The organism is Providencia hangzhouensis, assembly GCF_029193595.2.
Taxonomy (GTDB): domain Bacteria; phylum Pseudomonadota; class Gammaproteobacteria; order Enterobacterales; family Enterobacteriaceae; genus Providencia; species Providencia hangzhouensis.
The window spans coordinates 1,295,878-1,322,613 of the sequence record NZ_CP135052.1 but is presented as its reverse complement, the minus strand read 5'-3'; the positions used below and the strand labels follow the sequence as shown (position 1 = coordinate 1,322,613).

General features: G+C 39.4%; 20 protein-coding genes. 13 read left to right on the top strand and 7 right to left on the bottom strand.

What is annotated here, in order from left to right:
• The first annotated feature begins 309 nt into the window (after window positions 1–309).
• The 5 genes from PZ638_RS05680 (at window position 310) to dmsD (ending at window position 6,198) form a co-directional block, all read left to right on the top strand.
• Window positions 310–1,056 (top strand): energy transducer TonB, encoded by a 747-nt coding sequence (locus tag PZ638_RS05680; protein ID WP_096863214.1) that lies wholly within the window; start codon window positions 310–312, stop codon window positions 1,054–1,056.
• A gap of 487 nt (window positions 1,057–1,543) precedes the next feature.
• Entirely contained in the window at window positions 1,544–3,970 is a 2,427-nt protein-coding gene (gene ynfF / locus PZ638_RS05675) for a selenate/tellurate reductase subunit YnfF (protein WP_241098282.1), read from the top strand.
• Window positions 3,971–3,980: 10 nt separating this feature from the next.
• Window positions 3,981–4,598 (top strand): DMSO/selenate family reductase complex B subunit, encoded by a 618-nt coding sequence (locus tag PZ638_RS05670; protein ID WP_096863216.1) that lies wholly within the window; start codon window positions 3,981–3,983, stop codon window positions 4,596–4,598.
• Between the two features lies 1 nt (window position 4,599).
• On the top strand, window positions 4,600–5,457 hold the full coding sequence (locus tag PZ638_RS05665) for a DmsC/YnfH family molybdoenzyme membrane anchor subunit (protein ID WP_272674021.1): 858 nt from the start codon (window positions 4,600–4,602) through the stop codon (window positions 5,455–5,457).
• 123 nt (window positions 5,458–5,580) lie between these two features.
• Entirely contained in the window at window positions 5,581–6,198 is a 618-nt protein-coding gene (gene dmsD / locus PZ638_RS05660; RefSeq protein WP_164455248.1) for a Tat proofreading chaperone DmsD, read from the top strand.
• Window positions 6,199–6,342: 144 nt separating this feature from the next.
• On the opposite strand, the gene PZ638_RS05655 is transcribed toward dmsD, so the two are convergent.
• The 3 genes from PZ638_RS05655 to PZ638_RS05645 form a co-directional block, all read right to left on the bottom strand.
• Window positions 6,343–7,449 carry a trans-sulfuration enzyme family protein gene (locus tag PZ638_RS05655; RefSeq protein WP_197739529.1) on the bottom strand — a complete coding sequence of 369 codons (1,107 nt, stop codon included), beginning with the start codon at window positions 7,447–7,449 and terminating at the stop codon, window positions 6,343–6,345.
• Window positions 7,450–7,695: 246 nt separating this feature from the next.
• Window positions 7,696–9,120 carry a Na+/H+ antiporter NhaC family protein gene (locus tag PZ638_RS05650; protein ID WP_094961319.1) on the bottom strand — a complete coding sequence of 475 codons (1,425 nt, stop codon included), beginning with the start codon at window positions 9,118–9,120 and terminating at the stop codon, window positions 7,696–7,698.
• Window positions 9,121–9,160: 40 nt separating this feature from the next.
• Window positions 9,161–10,306, bottom strand: a complete 1,146-nt coding sequence (locus PZ638_RS05645; protein ID WP_164455246.1) for a trans-sulfuration enzyme family protein — start codon at window positions 10,304–10,306, stop codon at window positions 9,161–9,163.
• 1,228 nt (window positions 10,307–11,534) lie between these two features.
• Between PZ638_RS05645 and PZ638_RS05640 the strand changes: the two genes are divergently transcribed.
• Together PZ638_RS05640 and PZ638_RS05635 are read left to right on the top strand one after the other, a co-directional pair.
• Window positions 11,535–12,665 carry a M20 family metallopeptidase gene (locus tag PZ638_RS05640; RefSeq protein WP_144140649.1) on the top strand — a complete coding sequence of 377 codons (1,131 nt, stop codon included), beginning with the start codon at window positions 11,535–11,537 and terminating at the stop codon, window positions 12,663–12,665.
• 23 nt (window positions 12,666–12,688) lie between these two features.
• On the top strand, window positions 12,689–14,131 hold the full coding sequence (locus PZ638_RS05635) for a YfcC family protein (protein WP_226617030.1): 1,443 nt from the start codon (window positions 12,689–12,691) through the stop codon (window positions 14,129–14,131).
• A gap of 77 nt (window positions 14,132–14,208) precedes the next feature.
• On the opposite strand, the gene PZ638_RS05630 is transcribed toward PZ638_RS05635, so the two are convergent.
• Window positions 14,209–14,697, bottom strand: coding sequence for a DUF7000 family protein (locus PZ638_RS05630; protein ID WP_094961316.1), 489 nt, complete (start codon window positions 14,695–14,697; stop codon window positions 14,209–14,211).
• Between the two features lie 143 nt (window positions 14,698–14,840).
• Here PZ638_RS05630 and dbpA point away from each other — a divergent pair, with 143 nt between their 5' ends.
• The gene (gene dbpA, locus PZ638_RS05625) at window positions 14,841–16,214 is read left to right on the top strand and encodes an ATP-dependent RNA helicase DbpA (RefSeq protein ID WP_144140651.1); all 1,374 of its coding nucleotides are present in this window, start codon (window positions 14,841–14,843) and stop codon (window positions 16,212–16,214) included.
• 69 nt (window positions 16,215–16,283) lie between these two features.
• Here the strand turns inward: dbpA and PZ638_RS05620 are convergent, their stop codons facing one another.
• A complete protein-coding gene (locus PZ638_RS05620; RefSeq protein ID WP_004262335.1) occupies window positions 16,284–16,727 on the bottom strand; it encodes a PACE efflux transporter in 444 nt (147 codons plus the stop codon).
• A 101-nt stretch (window positions 16,728–16,828) separates the two neighbouring features.
• On the opposite strand from PZ638_RS05620, the gene PZ638_RS05615 reads away from it, so the two are divergent.
• The 4 genes from PZ638_RS05615 (at window position 16,829) to cfa (ending at window position 22,043) form a co-directional block, all read left to right on the top strand.
• Window positions 16,829–17,713 (top strand): LysR family transcriptional regulator, encoded by an 885-nt coding sequence (locus PZ638_RS05615; RefSeq protein ID WP_112307331.1) that lies wholly within the window; start codon window positions 16,829–16,831, stop codon window positions 17,711–17,713.
• 161 nt (window positions 17,714–17,874) lie between these two features.
• Window positions 17,875–19,122, top strand: a complete 1,248-nt coding sequence (codB, locus tag PZ638_RS05610; protein ID WP_004262339.1) for a cytosine permease — start codon at window positions 17,875–17,877, stop codon at window positions 19,120–19,122.
• Window positions 19,115–20,407: a cytosine deaminase gene (locus tag PZ638_RS05605; RefSeq protein ID WP_181488294.1), complete on the top strand. Its 1,293-nt coding sequence runs from the start codon at window positions 19,115–19,117 to the stop codon at window positions 20,405–20,407. Before codB ends, PZ638_RS05605 begins: the two co-directional genes overlap by 8 nt.
• A gap of 472 nt (window positions 20,408–20,879) precedes the next feature.
• A complete protein-coding gene (cfa, locus tag PZ638_RS05600) occupies window positions 20,880–22,043 on the top strand; it encodes a cyclopropane fatty acyl phospholipid synthase (RefSeq protein ID WP_112307333.1) in 1,164 nt (387 codons plus the stop codon).
• 51 nt (window positions 22,044–22,094) lie between these two features.
• On the opposite strand, the gene torS is transcribed toward cfa, so the two are convergent.
• The gene (gene torS, locus PZ638_RS05595) at window positions 22,095–24,848 is read right to left on the bottom strand and encodes a TMAO reductase system sensor histidine kinase/response regulator TorS (RefSeq protein ID WP_272674017.1); all 2,754 of its coding nucleotides are present in this window, start codon (window positions 24,846–24,848) and stop codon (window positions 22,095–22,097) included.
• Window positions 24,849–24,932: 84 nt separating this feature from the next.
• Between torS and torT the strand changes: the two genes are divergently transcribed.
• Window positions 24,933–25,964 carry a TMAO reductase system periplasmic protein TorT gene (gene torT, locus PZ638_RS05590; protein WP_094961310.1) on the top strand — a complete coding sequence of 344 codons (1,032 nt, stop codon included), beginning with the start codon at window positions 24,933–24,935 and terminating at the stop codon, window positions 25,962–25,964.
• Here torT and torR read toward each other — a convergent pair.
• Complete coding sequence (torR, locus tag PZ638_RS05585; RefSeq protein WP_004262356.1) at window positions 25,937–26,638, bottom strand: two-component system response regulator TorR; 702 nt, start codon at window positions 26,636–26,638, stop codon at window positions 25,937–25,939. The two genes, torT and torR, sit on opposite strands and share 28 nt — an antisense overlap.
• Window positions 26,639–26,736: the final 98 nt, after the last annotated feature.

Sequence of the window (26,736 nt, the reverse complement as noted above, 5' to 3'; positions counted from 1 at the left end):
CTCTTTTTTTTGCAAAAAATAAAATAGAGAATGATATTTAACTAATTTATCACACAATTAACCTCATTAAGGCTTGGCTACTCACCAAGCCTTTTTACTTATAAATAATATTTCATTAAAAATCAAAATATTAACAAATTATAATATGCACCCACCAAAGTTGATAATAACTATCATTTGCAATTGATAATTATTAACATATAATTCGAATCGTTATTTTACCTTATGAGTCATAACTCAAACATAACTACTTAATACCTGAATTGGTCTCCCCTCTTTAGGTTCAACGAGAAAGAATATTGAGGTTTTATGATGAGTCGAAAATTAATCACTTTTATGCTATCCATAACACTTCATGTTCTTGTTATTGGGTACTTAACCTATGTTACGGCTCAATCATTATCCTTAAAAAACCAAGCACAACAGGATGCGCCTATTATATCGATCGCATTGACTCAAGCTGTCAACGTTGCAGAACCTGAAGAGCTCCCCCTTCCTATAGACACACCTAGTGAGGTAAAAATTGCTTCCAGCCCAATAGTTGAACACGCCGTCATTGTTGCGCCTAAAAAGCAAAAAAAGGTGATCAAAACCCCAAAAGAACCTGTGAAGCCCAAAGAACTCACTAAAAGAACTGAAAACGCTCACAAACCAGCTAATACAGAAATTAAAAATGATTTGCCAATCGCACAACAACAAAAGGCTGGAGCCCTTGTATCGTCTCAATCCGCAGGAATAAAAGGCCCCAAAAACCAACATGCGACTAGTGATACTAATAGCCAATTAATTAATGCTTACCGTGAAAAACTACGCCAAGAAGTTGAGAGAAATAAACAATACCCTCGCCGCGCTAAAAAAATGAAAAACCGTGGTATTGCAACAATACAATTTCAATTAAGCCAAAACGGGGAAATTAGCTTAATTCGCTTAGCAAGTAGCTCAGGAAATGATTTATTAGATCAAGCTGCTTTGCTTGCAGTACAAAAAAGCCGCTCTGTAGGTAAACCACCTGCAGGTTTTGCTCAATCTATAACACTTAATATTGAATTTAATTAACCTCAGTTGAAAATAAATATTATTCCCACTAAGAAGCTACGTCTTAATTAGGTATTAGATATTCATCTAATAGATAGTTATTCCGTATTTGCTTTTTATTCCGAAAAATAATGATAATCTTTATTAATTTTTTAGAACAATTAATGACTCTAGAGAAATTTATTATTATTTTCGAACTATACTGCTAGAAATATTCTCCCTATTTTTCGAAAACTCCTCACCTAGAGAAATATTTTCTCTACAAAACCAAATATTAACATTTCTAAAATTTCAATCTCCAGCAAGGAAAATAAAAAATCCTTTTTATTCATGATATTAAGATGATATTAAGATGATATTAATTATCAATATAATTTATTTATTATAGAAAAGTTACCAGTTTTGCAAATATAACTTCATTGATATGGCGCAAAAAAAACTAAACATGTCAGAGTAAGATAACCCTTGAATAACATTATATTTAATATGGTCATAAAGGCTCATATCAATGAATACAAAAAATAAATTATTAAATAGCCCTATCTCAAGGCGCAATGTCGTGAAATCTGGCGCTGCAGGCGGTTTATTTGCTGCAGTAGGCGGTTTATCACTTCCTTTCAATGCAAAAGCAATCGATAACACTCAAAACTCAACATCCGCTGAAGAAAAAGCCGTTTGGAGCTCATGTACCGTTAACTGTGGTAGCCGTTGCCTATTACGTCTCCATGTTCGTGACGATGAAGTATATTGGGTTGAATCTGATACCACAGGAGAAGATGAATATGGCAATCATCAAGTAAGAGCTTGCCTGCGTGGCCGCTCAATCCGTAGAAGAATGAACCACCCAGATAGATTAAAGTACCCAATGAAACGTGTGGGTAAACGTGGTGAAGGCAAATTTGTCCGAATTTCATGGGAAGAGGCCCTAGATACCGTTGGTAATAGTTTGCGCGATATTTTGCAAAATTACGGCAATGAAGCGGTGCATGTTCTCTATGGCACTGGCGTTGATGGCGGTAATATCACCAATTCGAATGTTCCCTACCGTTTAATGAATTCATGTGGTGGTTTCCTGAGCCGCTATGGCAGTTATAGTACTGCGCAAATTCGTGCGGGTATGAATTATCTGTATGGTTCTCAAGAAGCCAATAGCCCCGACGATATCGCAAATACAAAACTAGTTGTGATGTTTGGTAATAACCCAGCCGAAACTCGTATGAGTGGTGGAGGTGTGACTTATTATGTCGAACAAGCACGTGAGCGTTCGAATGCGCGCATGATAGTTATTGACCCTCGTTATAATGACACAGCTTCTGGTAGAGAAGATGAATGGTTACCTATTCGCCCTGGTACTGATGGCGCACTTGCAGCTGCATTAGCTTATGTGATTATCACTGAGGATATGGTAGACCAAGAGTTTGTGGATAAATACTGTATTGGCTATGACGAAAAAACCTTACCGGCTTCTGCTCCTCAAAACGGTCACTATAAGGCCTATATTTTAGGCCAAGGTGCTGATGGTGTGGCTAAAACACCACAGTGGGCCGCTAAAATTACAGGTATTCCAGCAGATAAAATCATTAAGTTAGCTCGTGAAATAGGCCAAGCGAAACCCGCTTATATTGTTCAAGGTTGGGGCCCTCAACGTCATTCAAATGGTGAACAAACCGTTCGAGCAATTGCCATGTTAGCCATTATCACAGGTAATGTTGGTATCAGTGGCGGAAATTCAGGCTGTCGTGAAGGCACCTATGATTCAGGTGTTGAATGGTTCCCAATGCTCGATAACCCAGTCAAAACACAAATTTCCGTTTTCACATGGACTGATGCGATTGAACGCGGCACAGAAATGACCGCCATTCACGATGGCATCAAAGGGAAAGATAAATTAGATGTTCCCATTAAGTTCTTATGGTGCTATGCCAGTAACACATTGATAAATCAGCACAGTGATATCGCCCGTACCCATGAAATTTTGCAAGATGACAGCAAATGCGAAATGATTGTTGGTATCGACCATTTCATGACGGCATCAGCAAAATATTGCGATATTTTATTACCTGATTTAATGCCTACCGAGCAAGAAGATCTTATTCCTAGCGAGTCCGCAGGAAACATGTCTTACATGATCTTAGGCCAACCAGCGACTAGCGCTAAATTTGAGCGTAAACCCATCTATGAAATTTTGTCGGAAATTGCTAAACGCTTAGGCCCTGATGTCGAACAGAAATTCACCGAAGGCCGCAGCCAGCACGAATGGGTTAAATATTTATGTGAAAAAAGTCGCGAACGCTACCCTGATATGCCAACTTATGAAGAAATGAAAACCGTGGGTATTTTCAAGCACAAATGCCCAGATGAGCATGTCATTGGATTTAAAGCCTTCCGAGATAACCCTCAAGCTAATCCACTGAAAACACCTTCAGGAAAAATAGAAATTTACTCTGAAAGCCTAGCTGAGATAGCGAAAACATGGCAATTAGCACCAGATGATGTGATTGATCCGTTACCAATTTACACAGAAGGCTTTGAAAGCCATACCGATAGCCTTAATAAAAAATACCCATTACAAATGACAGGGTTTCATTATAAAGCCAGAACACACTCAAGTTATGGCAACATTGATATCTTAAAACAAGCCTGCCGCCAAGAAATATGGATTAACCCAATAGATGCCAAAGCGCGTGGTATTAAGCAGGGTGATATGGTCAAAGTTTTCAATGACCGAGGTGAAGTTCATATTCCAGCTAAAGTGACTCCGCGGATCATGCCTGGGGTGACGGCTATGGGACAAGGGGCTTGGTTAGATGCCGATATGTTTGGCAAAAAAGTAGACCAAGGCGGGTGTATTAATGTCCTCACAACTCAACGCCCTTCACCGCTTGCTAAGGGAAACCCTCAGCATACTAACTTAGTTGAAATTGCAAAACTATAAGGAGCCCGGTATGTCACAACAATATGGTTTTTATATTGATACACAACGTTGTACGGGCTGCAAAACGTGTGAACTCGCCTGTAAAGATTTTAAAAACTTATCCGCTGATGTTCATTTTCGTCGTATTTATGAATATGCAGGCGGCGACTGGACAGAGCAAGATGGCGCATGGCATCAAAATGTATTTTCTTATTACCTCTCTATTTCATGCAACCATTGTGAAGACCCTGCTTGCGTTAAAGTTTGCCCAAGTGGCGCAATGCATAAACGTGAAGATGGCTTTGTCGTTGTTGACGAAAGTGTCTGTATTGGTTGCCGTTATTGCCATATGGCATGCCCTTATAGTGCACCACAGTTTGATGCAGTCAAAGGGCATATGACTAAATGTGATGGCTGCTATGAACGTGTGGCTGAAGGTAAAAAACCCATTTGTGTTGAATCTTGCCCGCTACGTGCATTAGATTTTGGGCCCATTGAAGAGTTACGTGAGAAATACGGAACAATCAATGAAATAGCACCGCTACCAGCAGCACATTATACCAAACCCAATATTGTATTAAATCTCAATGCAAATTGCCGTCCTGTGGGCGACACCACAGGTTATTTAGCTAATCCGGAGGAAGTTTAAAATGGGCGCAGGCTTACATGAATATCCGTTAATCTTCTTCACCGTTATAGGTCAAAGTGTTGCTGGCGCATTTATTCTCATGGCTCTGGTATTGTTAATGAAACCCATGCAAGAACAGCATCATAAAATAGTGATGAGCATGTTTGGTTTATGGGTGTTAATGGGAGTTGGCTTTTTACTCTCCATGCTACATATGGGCTCACCGATGCGTGCCTTTAATTCGATGATACGTGTTGGGCATTCAGCGCTCAGTAACGAAATAGTCAGTGGCTCAATATTCTTTGCCTTAAGTGGGATATATTGGTTATTGTCATTATTAAAGAAGATGCCCAAGTCTGTCGGCAATATTTGGTTAATCGTCACTATCATTTGTGCGGCAATATTTATTTATGCCATATCTCGCGTTTACCAAATTGATACCGTCCCAACTTGGTTTAATCACTATGGTAGTTTGCAATTTATCCTAACCAGTTTTATTGCAGGGCCTGTTCTTGCCGCATTTTTATTGCGTATAGCAAGTTATGATATCAATAACATCCGCTTTTTTATATTAATCAGTATTGTTGCGGTTATTGCGAGCAGTATTTTGGTAACGGCACAAGGATTTGAATTAGGATCTATCCAAAGTTCGGTACAAAAAGCATCGGAGCTTGTTCCTGATTATGCCTCACTGATGGGATGGCGTACTGTTTGCTTAACATTGGGGCTAGCTTTCTGGATTTACCCACATGTTAAAATGAAAAACCCTTCAATTATTGGGCTACTAGTCGCCGTATTATTGGTGATTTTTGGTGAATTGATTGGTAGAGGCATTTTCTACGGGCTGCATATGACGGTGGGTATGGCTGTTGCAGGCTAACGACTAATTCATTGTTTTTTACGATGATAAGAAGGTTAATGACTTTCTTATCATCGACAACAATCTCATGTTTCGCTACGATCACACCAAAGAGTCATCATCAACATAGCAATGTGGACAAATATGGAACAAAAATTATTGGCAGATTTTTCGCTTTGCGCGCAAACTTTAGGGGCATTATTTTATTATGACCCTTCTGATGCACGCGTAAATAAGTTAATTGATTTATTTACGACGAGCGAATGGTTAACTGAGTGGCCATTTACTCAGGATTATGATTGCCAACGTATTGATAAACTCTTTCAAGATAGTCTTTCTGAATCAGAAACATTACAAGAAGCCTACCAACGCTTATTTATAGGTCCTTATGCATTACCAGCACCACCTTGGGGTTCTGTTTATCTTGATAAAGAAAATGTTATTTTTGGTATTTCGACACTTGAGTTAAGAGCATGGCTCCGTAATAACCAAATCAATATTGAATTAAACCAAAAAGAGCCAGAAGATCATGTAGGGTTATTATTTCTTCTCACCGCCTGGGTGATTGAAAATAAACCAGAACTACTACGCGAATTGCTAGAATTACATTTTCTACCTTGGGTCTATCGCTATTTAGAGAAAATGCAACTGCAAAGCGGAAATGCATTTTATGAAGCTTCCGCACTATTGGCCACTGAAACTTTAAGACATATCCAACAAGCCGCTAAATTAAATCCAGCGAATAAAGAGCTTTGTCTTTAGTTTTATATCGTTCAAATAACTATTTTGTGAAGTAAAAGCCCTCTAAATAATCTGATTATTTAGAGGGCTTGAATATATTATTGGTACTTTCTTAGCATGTGATTAGTGCCACTGAGGAATTAAAATACGTTGATAGTCGCCTAATTACTGTATTTGCGATAAAGCAGAACCGACGTCAGCAAGTAAATCATCAATATCTTCACAGCCCAGTGAGAAACGCAATAACCCATCCGTTACGCCTTGCAGTAATCTCCCTTCTTCAGGGATACAAGCATGGGACATCATTTTAGGGTAGGAAATAATTGATTCAATTCCCCCTAAACTGACTGCAACGAGTGGAATACGAACCGCGTCTAAAAATCGTTTTACATTTTCATAGCTACCCAAATCAAAGGAAACCACCATTCCGCCATTTTTAGATTGCTGCATATGAATGATATGATTTGGGTGCGAAGCTAACCCAGGATAAAAAACGTGTTGTACTTTTGGATGCTCATTCAGATATTCTGCAAGCTTTTGCGCATTTTCACTTGCTCGTTCAACCCGCATTGCCATTGATTTTAAACCTCGCATTGTCAGCCAGCTATCAAATGGTGCAGCAATACTGCCAATAGCAACTGCAGACTTATGTAACCACCTCGCATATTCAGGGTTATTCGTTGCTACCGTCCCCAAGATCACATCACTATGGCCATTAATAAATTTAGTTGCGCTATTAATAGAAAAATCAATTCCAAGAGAAATAACATCTGATAACAACGGCGTCATAAAGGTATTGTCACAGATAGTAATAATATTATGCTGCTGCGCAATCCCAATAACAGATTTTAAATCCGTCACTTGTAACGTTGGATTAGATGGCGTTTCAATATAAAACGCTTTGGTGTTTTCCATTATTGCTTGCTGATAATTCATTGGATTAGTCGCATCAACAAATGTGACTGAAATACCGTAGCGTGGCAAAAATTCAGTCATTAATTGGAAAGAGCCACCATATATATTTTTGCAGGCAACAATATGGTCGCCCTGACTAAAATTAAGTAATACTGCGCTTATTGCTGCCATTCCTGATGAAAAAATCTCAGCAAATTTCGCGTTTTCAATCGCGCAAATTGCCTCACTTAATGCATCTCTTGTTGGATTGGAAAAACGCGAATAAATATGGTCGTAACTTTCCTCAATATTGGCTTGTGAAAATGTGGATGATTGATATAACGGAATAGAAGAACTTCCGGTATATTTATCTGTCATGGGATATCCATGAATAACCTTGGTATTAATTTTCATAATAAAATCGCATTATCAGAAGTCTATTTTAATTGTTGCTATATTGATTTCAGAACAAGCAAAAATAACAAGAGCACCATCAGTGTAAATATCACGACCTAAATATTCTGAATGATTATTTAGTTTTGCTAGTGGTGCTACTCCTTGAAATAAATCTATTTTATTTATTGCAGCTAATTTTGCCTAATCTTTATTATTTTATTCACTTTATTAATATGTGAAACCTAAATACAGATAAACCATCAGCGCAAACGCGGCCGTGACTGTTGCATAAGGCATTTGGGTACGAATATGCTCAATATGGTCACAATCTGTTGCCATAGAAGCCACAATTGCATCACTGGAAATTGGTGATGTCATGTCTCCGTAAATTGAACCTGCAATGGCTGCACCAATCATATATTCAACAGGCATTCCGACTGAAAGTCCTAATTGCACACCAATTGGGATCATAATGGCAAATGTTCCCCACGATGTTCCTGTTGCTAATGACATCACCGCACTAATTGAGAAGATAAAACCTATTGAGAAAGCTGGCGAAATAACACCCGAGGTGATTTCTGCTATATAGGCACCGGTATTTAAATCTGAAGAAACGGTTCCCATTAAAAAAGCGAGGATCATCACCGAGCTAATTTTTACCATGCTGGCATAGCCGATATATAATTCTTTAAAGAAAGTCTCAATATTAAGTACACGACGTGCTAAGAACCACACAAAAGAGACTAAAGTTCCAAACATGACTCCCCAATATACCGATGTTGAACCGCTACCTTTACTAAAATCGCCATTACCGGTGATATAAAGCGCAACAGGTACCATTAATACCGTTGATAAAATTGGGATAAAGAAATTAAGAGAAGTATGGCAATTAGGGTGCTCAATAATATCTTCATCATCCTGCTCAGCTTCTTCCGCGGATAATAAAGTTAAAGCCTGCTGCTCTGCGCGTAAATCCGCCTTTTTCATTGGCCCCCAAGAAACATTGGAGAAAATATAAAACAGCACTGAAGCGAGGGAAAACCACGCCATGATATTAAATACCATTGAGCCAGCTAAAATTTCAAAAGGCTCTCCAGTAATTAAACCTTTAGATATTTGTACGCCAATAACCCCCATCATTGCCGCTCCCCATCCGTTAATCATGGCTGATGAACACACTGATACACAGGAAGTCTGCACAATGTAGGACATTTTTTCTGGCGAAACTCCGTATTTCTTCGCTAATGTTTTTGTTGATGCTCCAGCAATTAATTGGTTAATAGAGCTTTCAATAAAAATTAACGATGTAATAATCATCGCCATTAATTGAACAGCTTTTTTATTTTTAATTAACTTTGTTTTATTTGTTAATAATTTAACCAATGAACGCACACCACCAGTAACAACGACGAGCCGCATAATTCCGCCAATCATTACCATAAATAGAATTGTTTTTGTGTTTCCCGGTGATGCAAACGTATTAATAATGCCATCGAGCGTTCCGTTTATACCTAATAATATATTGTGATCATATATAACGGTAAAACCAACTAATATCCCCAGTAATAATGATAATATAACTTGTCGTGTAAAAATGGCTAAAAGTATCGTCACCATTGGCGTGACAATGGTCCAAATCCCATAATCATTCATTAGATGCTCTCTTATTATATTTTATTTTGATTTTAATAAATTAAGATAGTGCGTTTTCTAAATCATTTAATAAGTCTGTGATATCTTCAATACCTACGGATAAACGTAATGTGGTGTCAAATACTTGGATACTTTCTCTTTCTTCTTTTGTCATCGACCCATGTGACATGGTTGCCGAATGGTTCACCATACTTTCAACCCCCCCCAATGATTCCGCTAAAACAAAATATTTAACTTTAGATAAAAAGACTTTGGTGTCTTCAATATCCCCTGCTAATTTAATCGTCACAACCGCTCCTCCTGTACGCATTTGTTTTTTGCATAATTCATATTGAGGATGCGAAGGTAATCCAGGGTAATAAACCTGCTCAACTTTCGGGTGTTTTGATAAATATTTCGCAACTTGTGCGGCATTACTGCATTGTGCTGCCATACGTAATGCTAATGTTTTTAATCCACGTAAAGCAAGGTAGGCGTCAAAAGGAGAAGCAATTGCTCCGAGGGTGGTTTTTAGAAAATCAAGGCGGCTGGCTAAGTCTTCTCTTTGGGTGATCACCGCACCACCAATTAAATCGGAATGGCCGCCAATATATTTACTTGCCGATAACATCACTAAATCGGCACCTAATTCTAATGGTTTTTGGTTCCAAGCTGTTGCAAATGTATTATCAACACAAGTTAAAATATTATGCTCTTTGGCAAGTGAACAAATAGCATTAATATCAACTAATTCTAATAATGGATTAGTTGGGCTTTCAATCCAAATTAAGCGTGTGTTATCTTTTATTTTTGTTTTAACTTCATCAAGATTATTCAAATCAACATAGTCTATTTGGTGACCGCTATTAATGGTTGAAACTCGTTCAAATAACCGAAAAGTTCCTCCATAAACACCCTTCATTGCAATAATATGTGAATCTTTTGGTAATAAATTTAAAACTAAACTTGAAGCAGCCACACCGGATGCAGTCGCTGTTGCATAGCTTCCACCTTCAATTTCAGCTAATAAGGTTTCATATGCATAACGTGTTGGGTTGCTGCAACGTGAATAACAATATTCACCATGCTCTGTTAAGCTTTGTTGAACGAAAGTACTGGCTGTTGTAATAGCAGGAAAAATAGCATGATTAACAGTATCTTGCTGCTTTCCACCATGAATTAAAATTGTAGCAATATTCTTAGTCATTATCTAAAACCCAATATAGTAAAGTAAAAATGATATCTTTATATTTGTTGCTAAAAGAAATATGCCACAGGGAAATAGAAAATTTTTTCTAAAAATTGGTGCCTTTTTTCAAATTAAGAGAAAATTTTTCTATTCAAGAATAAATAGCCTTTAAATTCATGCTGTTGGTTAAGTTTTGATAAATGAGCTAGCCGTCACAATATCATTATTTTGTTTATTCTTCACAATCAATTACCCAGTAAAAACCACATAAGCCACTAAAATAAAACAATAAATGTTCTATGCAAGTTAAATTTTTCATCACGTAATGTAATTATTTGGTAGGTATTTTGTCGTTAATTTAACATACACCTTAGTATTTACGCCTAATTGGCTTCTTTTCATACTGCATAACAGCCATATAAGAGAAACTTATTCTCTTTCACATTATTTCTTGCAATGAGCTATATCGCTTAGAAGACAGAAAAAGTCGATGAATAAAAATACAATTAATACGCCAAAGAGTGACTATCAAGCAATAATATGCTCAAAGGCTATTTATAAGAAAAGCACAGAGACTAAATTTGACTGAGTTGTTTTTAATTTAATCACTCTGACTTTTTTGTTTAAAAAAAACACAGTTAAATATTACAAACTATGAAAAATGAATTGCTATCGTTATTTAAATTATTAGAAAAACGCATAACCACTATATATTTTATAAATTATTCTAATCACACTCTCTTAAAGAATCTCAATTTAGCCTAATACAGAATTTTTCATTAGAAACTCAAACTTGCTCGAACAATATCAGCAATGTATTCCATCTTATATATCCCCATAAAATTACTCTCTAAATGGGTTTGTATTTTTAGTGAATAATCATCTTGTATACAAATTATTTATTATGATACAGTCAAAAAATGCCTATGATTCAACTATCAAGTATTGGTACTTCTTATATCCTTTACTGTGGTACGACTCACTAGAGCATAAAAATTTATGGTATTTATTTCCCATAATACAAACAGTGAGAATCAAAAAAAAATCGCAATTATTATTAGCAAATTTTAACACTGCCTTTTTCTTTTGTTTTTTTACCTTTAATGAAAGCAGCGTTTAATTTAGTGAAAATCTGAATTAGATAAATTTAACTTAATATACACCCTGTTTTGATATCACCTAAAATTAAATTTACCACAATAAAAACAACTTAATTTTGTAGTAAATACAATATAAGGAAACAACCATGAATAATAGTTTTTTAGCGCATGAAGACAGTATGCTTAAGCTACTTGAAAAAGTAGTCAATATCGAATCAGGCTCTTATGACAAAGAAGGTGTAGATAACCACGCTGCTGTCTGGTGTGAAAAATATCGCGAAATGGGGTTCGAAGTCGAAATCATTGAAAATGAATCACTCGGCAATAATTATCGAATATATCACCCTTCAATAAAGGCTGATATATTAATTTTATTGCATTTAGATACCGTGTTTCCTAAAGGCACCGTTGCTGAACGTCCTTTTAGCATTGAAGGTGATCGAGCTTATGGCCCTGGCGTGATTGATATGAAAGGCAGCCATGTCATGGTATATCAAGTCATGAAGCAACTTTATGATAATCAAGATATTCGCTACAAAAATATTGAAATCCTCCTCAATTGTGATGAAGAAATTGGTTCTATTTCATCTCGCGGTGTCATCGAACAATGTGCATTAGGAAAGCGCTACGCACTTGTGATGGAGCCTGCTCGTGCCAATGGCGCTATAGTGAGCGCTCGCCGCGGTGTTGGAACTTATGTATTAAATATTGAAGGAAAAGCCTCTCATTCAGGTATTGCCCCCGAAGCAGGCATTAGTGCAATTCAGGAATTATCATATAAAATCCAAATGTTACACGCACTCTCTGCTCATGATAAAGGCCTATCCGTTAACGTTGGCCTAATTTCTGGTGGAACCTCTGTTAATACTGTAGCTCCGAATGCCAGAGCAGAAATCGATGTCCGTATTTCGTCTGAAGAACAGGGTATTGAGATCGATAAAAAAGTCAGGGAAGTATGTAGTACACCAGTATTAGACGGCATCAAACTCACCTTAACAGGCGGAATTAATCGCCCACCTATGGCTAAAACGGATGAAAGCACCGTTCTTATCAACATCATTAAAGAAGAAGCTGCGCAACTAAACATTGATTTACTTGATGTTTCGACGGGTGGTGGCTCTGATGCCTCTTTTACTGCAGGTGTCGAAACGGCCACTGTAGATGGGTTAGGCCCGATTGGTGGATACCAGCACAGTGATAAAGAATACTTAGAAATACCGTCACTCACAGAACGTGCACAGTTATTTTTCAATGTATTACAACGCATTACACAATAAATAATAATCCAATAGGAAACTCTATGACAACGATGTCAACAAACACAACAACACCACCACCTAAAAAACGTTCTGAAGGTCTAAACCCTTATGTTCTTTTGTTTTTCATCTTAGTATTGGCAGGTATTGCAACGTGGATCGTTCCTGCGGGGCAATATGCATCAGAAACAAAAGTCATCACCATGGTAAAAGATGGTATAGAAACAAAAGTATCTAGTTCTTATACCATTCCCGGTAGTTATGAGCGCTTACCAGAACAACACGGTATTTTGCCAGGGCAAATTTTCACCTCAATTGCTGATGGTCTAATCAAAGCTGCTCCTATTATCTTTTTGATTATTTTCACTGGAGGTGCTTTACATCTTCTTGAGGAAACTGGGGCCATCAAAAAAGTACTCAATAATATCTCGCGCAGTAAAAGACTTAATGACTTTTTACTAATCAGTATATTCTTTGTCGTTTTTTCTATTTTAGGGACAACAGGGATTGTCGTTAACTCAATTATTGCATTTGTTCCTATTGGTCTTTTAGTCGCTAAATCCGTGGGAATGGACGACAAATTTGGTGCTGCTTTAGTCTATGTTGCGGCTTATTCGGGCTTTAATGCCTCAATCATGGCACCAATGACAGTGGGTTTATCTCAAGGTTTAGCCGACGTCCCGTTGTTATCCGGCCTCGGTTTTAGAATGGCTATTTATATTGCATTTGTTATCGCGGGTATTCTATTTTTAACGATTTATACCAAGAAATGTCGTAATAAAGGCATGGTTCGTCCTGAGATTGAAATTAATACCGACGAACACCAAACCTCTAAAATTTCAGCTTTGCATGTCATTACTCTTTCCTATAGCGCATTCTGCTTAGTCGGATTTATTTTCGGTGCTGTTGAGTGGGGCTGGGGAGAAAAAGAGATGATGGCTATGTTTATCATCTTAGGCGTTGGCGTGGGTATTTTAAACCGCATGTCTCCTAATACCATTGCAACAGGCTTCTTAAAAGGTTGTGCGGGAATGGTAGGTGGCGCGTTTATCGTTGGTATGGCACGCGCTATTGCTATCGTATTATCTGATGGGATGATTTTAGATACCATCGTTAATGCCATTATTTCAATGATGGATGGCTTACCGAAGACCTTATCTGCCCTTTCCATGTTCGCAACCGCGGCAATTATGCACTTCTTTATTTCATCAGGTTCTGGTGAAGCGGCAGTGCTTGTACCTATTTTCACGCCAATGGGCGATTTATTAGAAATCACTCGCCAAACGACAGTGCAAACTGTATTGCTTGGAGAAGGGGTTGTTAACTGTATTAACCCAACTTCTGGAATTTTAATGGCTGTACTTGCAACGGCAAAAATTCCTTATACACAATGGGTGAGATTTATTTGGCCGTTAGTCTTCACATGGATAGCCATTTCTATTGTCGCTCTAATATATGCTGTAATGACAAATTTAGGTCCTATCTAAGACATCAATATTGAATACCCCCATCTTTTTAGCACCACTTTTAAGTGGTGCTAAAAGCCATCGACATTTCCAAAACATCATTTGCTACTTTCAAGATATTGAATAACCTCTTCCATAACTGGAAATATTGTCTTTTCAATATCCATAAATAGTGTATCTTTATCGGTAAAATCAGGTTCAACAAGTAAATTGATTGCTAACACACTGTATTGTGGCATTTCAGTTTTATCCAGATTCCAAGGGCTATTTTTCAAACTCTGCCAGTATTCTTTTTGTACGGCTGCATTTTGCCCCATTAACCACAGTTCCAAATTTAGCGTGTTATGATTTAGCACGAGTCCAAATCGAAGTTTTCTTGCCGTCAAAAAACTATTAACTAATGGAAAATAGGTATAATCCAAATAGCCTGGGGATACATTTCCACACTTAAATTCTGTATCTGGATTTCTTGCAATATATTGTTTTACTTGCATGATAGTTTTAATCAAATACTCATAAGCAAATTTCAATTCACCACTTTCTAAGTGCTGCCGATAATTAATTAGCCGCTGTTGCAAATTTTCCATTTCATTACTTCCTGTTGATTTAATTTTGAACTATATCAGTGATAGCCGGATTCTACATTAATGACGAATTAAAAACAGACAGAGTAAGGTAGGAATAGTATTATTAGCGCTATTATGCCTTTTATTCTATTTGAGATTGTATTGTGACTTCATTTGCTGACCTAAATGCGCTTTCTGCGGAACAACTCACTAACTTGCAAGAGTTAGGCTACCTAAACATGACGCAGATCCAAGCTGCCGCTCTTCCCCCTATACTTGCCGGAAAAGACGTCCGAGCACAAGCTAAAACGGGCAGCGGCAAAACTGCGGCTTTTGGTCTGGGTTTATTACAACATATTGACGCCAAATTATTTAAAACTCAGTCATTAGTTTTATGTCCAACTCGTGAACTGGCAGATCAAGTCGCCAATGAATTGCGCCGTTTAGCTCGCGCGATCCCTAATATCAAAATTTTGACACTCTGTGGTGGTATGCCTTTCAGCGTACAACGCGACTCCCTTGCACATGCAGCACATATCATTGTTGCCACACCGGGGCGCTTACTTGATCATTTAAATCGTGAAACAGTACAACTTGATGCATTGCAAACTTTAGTTTTAGACGAAGCAGACAGAATGCTCGATATGGGCTTTATGCCAGATATTGAGACCATAATTGATTACGCACCAATTAATAGACAAACATTATTGTTTTCAGCCACTTGGCCAGAAGAAATTGCACGAATTAGCCAGCAAATTCAAAATAACCCACAAACCATTGAAATCAATAGTGTTGATGAACTCCCCGCAGTTGAACAACAATTTTTTGAAGTCGCTCGTCACGAAAAAATTGAATTATTACAAAAGCTCTTAAGCCGTGAACAGCCCGCTTCTTGTGTCGTTTTCTGTAATACTAAGAAAGATTGCCAAGCCGTTTATGATGCCTTAACAGCCAGCAAACAAAGTGTCTTAGTGCTTCATGGTGACATGGAACAACGTGAGCGTGACCAAACTCTTGTGCGTTTTGCTAACGGAAGTAGCCGTGTATTAGTGGCTACGGATGTCGCATCCCGCGGGTTAGATATTAAAGCCCTCGAAATGGTGATTAACTATGAATTATCATGGGACCCTGAAGTGCATGTTCACCGCATCGGCCGAACTGCACGTGCCGGTGAAAGCGGTTTAGCAATTAGTTTATGTGCGCCAGAAGAAGCCCAACGAGCCAATGCTCTAGAAGAAATGTTAAACATGAAGCTTAATTGGCAAACCGAACCGACAGGTTTACGAGTCACTCCGTTAGAAGCGACAATGATGACCTTATGCCTTGATGGCGGTAAAAAAGCCAAAATACGTCCTGGAGATATTTTAGGTGCTTTAACCGGAGAAGTTGGCCTCAATGGTGCCGATATTGGCAAGATTGTGATCCACCCTACCCATGCCTACGTCGCACTCAAACGTGAGGTTGCCGTACAAGCTTGGAAGCATTTACAGCAAGGAAAAATTAAAGGGAAATCCGTTAAGGCTAGGTTATTAAAATAATATGTGTGATTCGAGTTTCCTTCTGCACAATGTTAGTACGGAAGGAAACTCGATAATTTTCTTACTTTTCTATGATGTGGCGTTATTCTCTTGCGGTAAGGCAGATTTAGGTAATCCAAAAATCTTATCAAATGCCCAATTAAAAAAGAAAGTATAAATTGGGATAAAAATAATTAAGGCGAAGTCGAGTATTAACGCCTGTAAAAGACTAATTGATAACCACCATGCAATTAAAGGAATTAAAAAAATCACCAACGTTAATTGAAATAATATGGCGTGTACAAACCGGCGCCTAAAGGTTCTAATGCGTGATTTTTGTTTTGATTCCCAATATTCAAATGCGGTATTGAAAATAAAGTTCCAGCTCACTGCAATAGTCGTTATGACTAAAGCTAATGGGCCTGTTGTTTCCGCTGAATTACCAGAAAGAAAAGCCAATGCCAACGCTGAAATTAACCAACCAATAACCTCATAAGCTGTGACAAAAACAATTTTACGTTTAATCCCCTGCATTTTCCCACCTCCAAAAATATCATTATCAACAAGGTGGTAAAATAAATATAATTCAATGATAATAAAAGTCAGCTTCTATCAGTTTTATTGAAAGGTGAATAATGCCATTTAATAGTGACAACCTAACGATTTTTCTCACCGTGTTAGATAAAGGCTCATTTTCTGCGGCGGCTAGAGCATTGAAACGCGTGCCATCCGCGGTCAGTATGGCCGTGGCGAATCTAGAAGCTGAACTTGGATTTGAACTATTTGATAGACACACTCGGGAGCCTAAGCCCACTGAAAAGGCACTTTCATTAGCGCCCTATGCACGGCATATTGTGGCTAATTTATCACAACTCAATACTTTTTCTTTAGAGTTGACCCAAGGTGTCGAAAGTAAATTGACCATTGGTATTGCAGCAGGTATCAATGCCAATTTACTCTTTGATGCTCTTCATATTTTAAGCCAGCGTTATCCTTTACTGCATATTGAACTGATTACCGCACCTCAAGATGATCTTCTACCGTTATTACATGAACAACAAATTCACCTTGCGATTGTCTTTGGCGGTTTAAATGTTAATTCTCAAGAGCAATTTCATTATATTGGCGAAGAATCAATTATTGCCACCATTTCGGCTAAACATCCCTCTTTACAAAATAAAACATCGCTCTATATCGAAGACCTTGTTGAAAGCCGGCAAATTATTATTGCGAGCCGCCAACGTGAATTGAGTGATATACGCATTCTAGTTTCCAGTAATTATTGGAAAACAGACAGTTTTTCTTTGGCTCTCGGTTTAGTCGAGAGTGGTATGGGATGGGGAAATTTCCCTTTGTCACTAATTAAAGATAAATTGAACGATGGCTCACTAAAACCCCTTGAGTTTAAAAATACCCCAAATGGCTTCAAACTGCCTATTCACGCGGTATGTTTGCAAGGTCATGTGCTTAAACGTGGTGCTCAAGAATGCATTGAATTACTGAAAAATAAGGCAATTTAAACCCTAAGTTATCTATTATTTCTACTTTTAATTCCATAAATAAAATTATTCTTGAATACATTAATTATTTTAAATCATTGACGAAAACGTTTGCTTTTTGTTTTGATGGCTATAAAATGCGTCGGATTTTTTTGGCCTGAAAAAAATAACTGGAGACAATCGTGCCTGACGATAAAAATTATAGCCATGGCCCCGTGCCCATATCAGCGCGGAAAGGCGGACTAGCATTAACCTTTGTGATGCTAGGTTTAACGTTCTTTTCCGCCAGTATGTGGACCGGAGGCGCTCTCGGTACCGGTCTTGATTTTCATGATTTCTTCCTCGCAGTTCTTATCGGTAATCTTCTTCTTGGTATCTACACCGCATTTCTTGGTTTTATTGGTTCTAAAACAGGCTTAACCACTCACCTTCTTGCTCGTTATTCTTTTGGTATTAAAGGCTCATGGCTCCCCTCTTTCCTATTAGGCGGCACACAAGTTGGCTGGTTTGGTGTCGGTGTTGCGATGTTTGCCATTCCTGTTGGTAAAGCAACAGGCTGGGATATCAACTGGTTAATTGGTATTTCCGGGGTCTTAATGACCGTTACTGTGTTTTTTGGTATTTCTGCTCTTACAGTTCTGTCAATCGTTGCTGTTCCTGCCATTGCGATACTCGGTAGTTACTCCGTTTACCTTGCTATCACTGATATGGGTGGAATGAGTGCATTGCAGGCTGTCGTACCCGCAAAACCCATCGATTTTAACCTTGCTTTAGCCATGGTGGTAGGCTCTTTTGTGAGTGCAGGAACATTAACGGCCGATTTTGTGCGTTTCGGGCGAAGACCTAAAATTGCAGTACTTGTCGCTATTATTGCCTTTTTCCTTGGTAACTCATTGATGTTTATCTTTGGCGCCGCTGGCGCTGCATCATTAGGTATGGCAGATATCTCTGATGTGATGATTGCTCAAGGTTTACTATTACCCGCAATTATCGTTTTAGGTCTAAATATTTGGACAACTAATGATAACGCCCTATACGCGTCAGGCTTGGGGTTTGCCAATATCACCGGCTTATCCAGCAAAACCTTATCCATTGTCAATGGACTGGTAGGAACGCTATGCGCACTGTGGCTATATAATAATTTTGTCGGCTGGCTAACTTTCTTATCAGCGGCTATTCCTCCTATTGGTGGAATTATCATCGCAGACTACCTCATGTACCGTCACCGCTATGAAACCTTTGACCGCAGTAAAATGCGTGATGTCAACATCAGTGCATTAATCGCTGTTGCCGCTGGGGTTATCGCAGGTAACTGGTTACCCGGTATTGTCCCTGTCAATGCCGTGCTGGGTGGTGCATTATGTTACGCTATCCTTAACCCATTATTAAATCGCCGCCATACTACTGATTCGGAGATGACCCGTGCTTAATCATACTATCAAACATATCCATAATATCCGTTTACCCGAGCGTGATGGGCTGTGGCGTATTGATATCGAAAACCAAAAAATTCAAGCTATCCTTCCACAACATGAAGGCGAAATATTGCCAAACAGCTTAGACGGTGAAGGTGGTTTGGTGACCGCGCCCTTCGTTGAGCCACACATTCACTTGGATACTACTCAAACCGCTGGGCAACCAAGCTGGAACCAGTCTGGAACACTCTTTGAAGGCATTGAACGTTGGGCGGAGCGCAAAGCGATGCTTACCCACGAGGATGTTAAAAACCGCGCGTGGCAAACCCTTAAATGGCAAATTGCCAATGGTATTCAACATGTTCGCACCCATGTGGATGTGTCAGACCCAACATTAACCGCACTGAAAGCGATGTTAGAAGTAAAACAAGAAATCGCGCCTTGGGTTGATGTGCAAATTGTTGCTTTTCCACAAGAAGGTATTTTGTCTTATCCAAATGGCGAAGCCTTGTTAGAAGAAGCACTACGCCTTGGAGCCGACGTCGTTGGTGCTATTCCACATTTCGAATTTACTCGTGAGTATGGTGTAGAATCACTCCATAAAACGTTCGCTTTAGCACAAAAATATGACCGTTTGATTGATGTCCACTGTGATGAAATCGATGATGAGCAATCCCGTTTTGTGGAAACTGTCGCAGCGCTAGCACATGCACAGGGGATGGGTTCTCGCGTCACGGCAAGCCATACTACTGCGATGCATTCATACAATGGCGCTTATACTTCCCGTTTATTTCGTCTGCTAAAAATGTCTGGGATTAACTTTGTGGCTAACCCGCTAGTGAATATTCACTTACAAGGCCGCTTTGATACTTATCCAAAACGCCGTGGGATTACGCGAGTGAAAGAGATGCTAGCCGCAGATATTAATGTCTGCTTCGGCCACGATGATGTTTTTGACCCTTGGTACCCACTTGGTACAGCTAATATGCTGCAAGTCCTGCATATGGGGTTACATGTTTGCCAATTAATGGGTTACCAGCAAATCAATGATGGGCTGAAACTGATTAGTGAGTACAGCGCACGTACGTTGAACTTGCAAGATTATGGCGTTAGTGAAGGAAAACGCGCTAGTTTATTGATTTTACCTGCAGAAAATGGCTTCGATGCCGTGCGCCGTCAAGTTCCTGTACGTTATTCGGTTCGTGATGGTCAGGTGATTGCCAATACCCAACCTGCGGTAACCCAAATTCATTTAGAACAAACGGAAACAATCCGTTATGGATATACTCCAAAAATCTAACCATTAATTTTTTTATTCCAAAATGGCTCTCTACAACAGTAGGTGAGCCAATTGTCTTATAGCTCATCATTAATTTAAATAAAACCAGCCCGAAGAACTAATCTTAATCGGATAAAAAGCAACTAATAACGTAATTCTTACACAAAATTCATTCCTATATACTAGACTTAATCCAATACTTATTGCAGAGCTTGAAAGCTTTGGTGAGCAAATAAACGTCTTATAAGAACTCCTTTTTTGGTTATAAGTGCCATTTCTAAGTATTAAGCGCAATTTCTATTGAAATTCAATGCGAACGTTTTATATTTTTTAGAGAGTTATCTGAAACTGGATTTGAGCTTTATTTATAGCAACAATAACGCTAATACACTGACTGTCATGCAGCGGTGGCCAATATTCCTGTTTTGCTGTACCGCGAATACGTCACAAATAAAGTTCTCTGAATCCCACTTTGAAAAAAATTGGAGATCAGATGAGTACTGAACAAGTCGTTAACCAAAAAAATACTATCGATTCTTGGCAACGCATTGCTGCTGAATTATTAAGTGAAGCTGGTATTAAAATTAATGGCTCCCGCCCTTTCGATATTCAAGTTCACAACCACCAATTCTTTAAACGAGTACTACAACAAGGCTCATTAGGATTAGGTGAAAGCTATATGGATGGTTGGTGGGATTGCGAACGTTTAGACATATTTTTCCAACATGTATTACGCCATAAGCTCGATAAAAAAATACCTCATAATTTCAGTGATACATTGAAAATTGCTGTCGCACGCGTTCGCAATTTACAAACCCTAAAACGTGCTCGCATTGTTGGAGAAGAACATTACGACCTCGGGAATGACTTATTTTCCCTGATGCTCGACCCTTATATGCAATATTCTTGCGGCTACTGGAAAGGTTTAGAAACGGTTCCTGAAAACCTCCCTCTTGCTCAAGAACAAAAATTAAATTTAATCTGCGAAAAACTGCAATTAAAACCAGGTATGCGATTACTGGATATCGGCTGTGGATGGGGCGGGCTAGCTGCCTATGCAGCAAAAAATTATGGAGTTTCTGTCACGGGTGTCACTATTTCCGCTGAGCAACAAAAATATGCTCAAGCTCGCTGTGCAGGCTTAGATGTCGATATTAAATTAGACGATTATCGGAATCTCAACGACCAATTTGACCGTATTGTCTCTGTAGGCATGTTTGAGCATGTCGGGCCTAAAAACTATGCGACTTACTTTGATGTTATTCAACGCAATTTAAAAACTAATGGTTTGTTTTTACTTCACACCATTGGCTCTAATCAAAATAAAGTAAATGTCGACCCATGGACTAACAAGTATATTTTCCCAAACGGCTGCCTACCGTCTGTACAAAATATTGGCGAAACCAGCGAAGGCAAACTGGTCATGGAGGATTGGCATAATTTTGGTGCAGATTATGACCATACACTTATGGCGTGGTATTCCCGTTTTCAAGCGGCTTGGCCAGAGCTCGAAGATAATTATACGCCTCGCTTCAAACGCATGTTTTCTTATTATTTAAATGCTTGTGCAGGTGCATTTAGAGCGAGAGATATTCAATTATGGCAAATACTTTGGAGCCCACAAGGTGTGACCGGGGGCCTACGGGTTGCTCGCTAAGCTTTTGTCCTGAATATATATCTTTGTTAACCTTACGGGCTAGTTAAAGAGTCAATGTATTTTATTCAACCATTGATCAATAGCCCGTAAGCCTTGCTGGATATCATCCTTCAATTGGGTATCCGCCATTGGCTGCTGTTCTAATAATACGCAGCTTTGTACTGCATTTTGCATTCCCAAACTGGCACAACTGCTTTTTAACTGGTGAGCAAGGCGCTTTATTTGTTCTGCGTTACTTTCTGCTCGTGCAATGTCAATTTGATCGAGCAAAGGCAAGGAATGTTGTTTAAAAATACTCACCCATTCGCGAATTTTCTGGAATCCCATTAATTCGGCATCACTGGCAAGTTGTTGTAAATTTGTAACTTCTCCCTGAACACCAGAATCAGACAATGTATATTCACCACCTGAAATATATTTAACAATTAATTGATTTAACATATCTCTTGGTACCGGTTTTTGAATGATACCGCGAAAAACTTGGCTGGTTCGTTGGCGCAATGTTTCATCAATCACATGAGCACTAAAACCAATCAAAATCAATGTAGGGTAAGTTTTCGCTATTTGTTTAGCCAAGGTGATACCATCGATGTCAGGTAAGCCAAAATCCACCAATGCCGCCGTAAATTGTTGACCAGCTTGTAGAGTCGCCAAAGCCTCAGCAGCAGAGCCAACAATGGTTACCTGAGCCCCACTGCGGGTTAACATTTCTCCACTGATTTTTTGAGTCAATGGGTTGTCTTCTATGAGTAATAAATTCACACCTCGCATGTCTAATGGCAGCTCAGCCGATTTACCCACTGGATGAGAGGTGATACATAGCGGCAATGTTAAACGAAAGCAGCTCCCGCTCCCCAACTGGCTACTAACCGTCAATTCACCTCCCATCGCTTGCGCTAGACTTGCACTAATTGTCAGCCCAAGTCCTGTACCACCCCGCTGGCTATCTACTTGCACAAATGGCTTAAAAATATCAGTAAATCGCGAGCTATCAATGCCACACCCTGTGTCTTCCACTTCAATAAACCAATATTTACCATAACGGCAACTACGCAAAGTGATTTGCCCCTTTTGAGTAAAGCGCAATGCATTACTGAGTAAATTCGTGATAATTTGTCGGATCCGTAGCGGGTCCCCTTGTAAAGCAATCGGCAAATCATCCGCAATATCTGCAACTAACTGAATAGCACTATTTTTATTACTGGCATTCATTAAATACAAAGTACTTTCTAATAACGGCTTGGGCTCAAAAGGCTCATCATTGATGGAAACATTTTGTCCCCCTGCTTCAATTGCGGAGTAGTCCAAAATGTCATTCAAAATTGCTAATAAAGATTCACCTGAGTCAGTAATCGCATATAAATCATCATGATATTGGTTAAGTGCTTTATTTTCTAATAACAGCTGCGCTGTCCCCAAAATCCCATAAAGAGGAGTGCGAATTTCATGGCTCATTGCCGCTAAAAATGCCGATTTAGCCTGATTGGCTTGTTCTGCTTCAGAACGAGCTTTGCGGTGCTCAACAACCATCACGCGCAATTCTGCCGTCCTCGCTTTGACTTCGTCTGCTAGCTGTTCACGCTGATTATTCAAGGCATGAACACTTTCACGAAATGCATCCATTAAACGGCCAATCGTATCAAGCTCTTTTACCCCTGCAGTTTCAGGAAATGCAGAGTCAATATCGCCCTCTAATAAGCGTTGAAGGGCTTGGGTTTGCTGTGCCAGCGGCTTTGTCACTAAACGATAAACCACTCGCCAAAGGATCAAGATAAGTGAGAGTAATGAGACAATACTCAATGCTAACAACCAATTCTGCCCTCGTTCACTGGCTTGTTTAAGTTGTCCCAATGCGGTTTGGTTACGAAGCTCAATGATGTCAACTAATTGCGCTACTTCACTACTAAAACGTGCAAATTGGTCAATATTATTTTGTGATAAAATCTGTAAACGTGTTGTGATGTCGTTATCTTGCCGGTACAACGCGATTAACTCGGTATAGCGCTTCACGCTATTTAACGCGTTTTCTACTTGGCCTCGCACTGCAGGGTCTTCAATATATTTTTGCCGACGTTGTAAGATTTTAACTGCAGAATTCAACTGTTTTTCTAATTCTGCCATATTGCGGTGGGGCTGGTTTGAACCTAAATTAAGTACCATTTGCTGTACACGCATCGCGCTTAATCGAAGCTCATTCATTTGGCTGGCATATTCAAGGTCAATATCAATTAGTTGATCAAGGGCTTGTTGTGCTTGTTCCCCTTGTTTCCTTTCAATAAGGTCGTAAATACTGACTTGAGTTGCTCCCGCTGAGGTGGCGGCATTGTTTGCCTGACCATGTGCCATTTGAGCGATATCACCCGCCGCCGCAATGATATGCTGCCTTAATTGTTGTTGCTCTGCGCGCAGTTTTAACCGCTGCCCAACTAATTCACCCTGTTGGCTTAATGACTGAGCAATTTCTTTTTCTTGTTGTTCAATATTTTGTGTATTAAAGCCTTGCTCTCTTAATATTTTCAGTAAATTAGTGATTTTAAGGCTTTGTGCCGTTAACATTCGTCCTTGTGCTAACCAAATACTTTCGCTATCTGCATTTGTGAGATTTTGTGCAGAAAATAGCTCCCAAGCGCTCGCTTCACTCAGTTGCCTTGCCATATTCATGGTTGGGATCAGAGCCTCGGTGTTGGCCTGTTCAACTTGGCTAACAAAACGTAAGTTGTACCATCCCACAAGGGTGCTAATAAAGGTCAATGCAGCCATCAACGCAAAGCCCATCCATAGTCGTCTAGTTAGTGATAAATTCACGGTTTGGTTAGCCTAAAAATTAAAATAGTTGAGTTAGCAGCAAGAATGCATTTAGGATAAAGGTTTCTGGTTTGTGAGGCTATCATGCGTGTATTGATTTTACTACTGTTCACATTTCACTCGTTGTTGAGCCTAGCAACGGCGCACGATAGCTCACTAATTCAGTGGCGTGACACACTGCATTTTGATCAGCAACCGCATGATCCCGTTACCGCCACAAAAACATGGAAGTTGTGTGCACTTTATCCTAGCCTAAAAGATTCTTATTGGTTATCAATTAATTACGGAATGCAAAAAGCGGCAAAACACTATGGCATTGACCTAAACGTATTAGAAGCCGGTGGATATAACCAACTAGCAACCCAACAAAAGCAAATTACACAGTGCCAACAATGGGGAGCAGATGCCATCTTACTAGGCAGTAGCACCACAACTTTTCCAAACCTTAGCCAACTGGTAGAAAATACGCCTGTCATTGAAGTCATCAATGCTACACACGATAAAACAATTAAAACCCGCGTTGGTGTACCTTGGTTTCAAATGGGTTATCAACCGGGGCGCTATTTAGTCCAATGGAGTCAAGGTAAGCCATTGAAAGTTTTACTTATGCCTGGCCCATTAAATGCCGGAGGCAGCCATGAAATGGAGCAAGGATTCCGAGAAGCTATTGCAGGTAGCCAAGTACAAATTGTGGATGTGGCGCAAGGGGATAACGACCTTGAGGTTCAACGCAATCTATTACATGAAATGTTAGAGCGTAACCCTGATGTCGATGTCGTCGTTGGCACTGCTATTGCTGCTGAGGCCGCAATGGGTGAAGGCCGAAACTTAACGAACCCATTGAATATTGTCTCTTTTTACCTTTCTCACCAAGTCTACCGCGGGTTAAAAAGAGGCCGAATTATTATGGCTGCCAGCGACCAAATGGTTTGGCAAGGTGAGCTAGTGATTGAACAAGCCATCAAAGTACTACAAAAGCAGCCGGTTCCAAACAATATAAGCCCGCCGATTTTAGTGCTTACCCAACAAAACGCAGATAGTGAACACTTACGCAACTCATTATCTCCAGGAGGCTTTAGGCCCGTATATCAATATACATCGGCGGCTAAAAAATAGCCTTCACCATGCTGAGTCACTAATAAATCCGCTTTGATTTTATGGCGTAAACGGCGAATAAGTACATCTATGGTACGTAAGTCAGGGTTATCAACTCGTCGGGCAGATAACATACGTAAAAGACGTTCTCGGCTTAAAATCTCCCGCGGGTTCGTCACAAAAGCCACTAGCATTTCATATTCAGCCCGTGTGAGTTTGATAGCCTGATGCTCAAATTCGAGCGTATGCATCGAAACATTTAGGCAATAGCCAGCAAACTGATAACAATTATCTTGTGAAACAACTTGAGCTTGCGAAGGCTTAGCAAGGTCAATTCGCCAAAGTAAATTTTTAACGCGAACGACTAATTCCCTGAGTTCCAAGGGCTTAGTAACATAGTCATCGGCTCCCATTTCTAAACCCACAATACGGTCAATTTGGTCACAGCGACCTGTGACTAAAATAATTCCTACCGTGAAACGCTCACGTAGTGCCCTTGTTAACATTAACCCGTTTTCATCTGGTAAATTAATATCCAACAGAATCAAGTCAACGGCTTGCTGGTCCATAATTTCGCGTAAACCTGCACCATTTCCCGTCACAGAAACACGATATCCTTCTTGCTCAAAGTAAGCCTGTAAGCGAGCCTGAGTAACGGGTTCATCTTCAACAACCACAATATGATGTGATGTCATTGATATACTCTCTTCTGTTCATATCTGTTCATATTTGCTTATATCTTGCCGTAAGCTGTTCATCCTGACTAGTACCGCTATTCATATTAACTCAATAA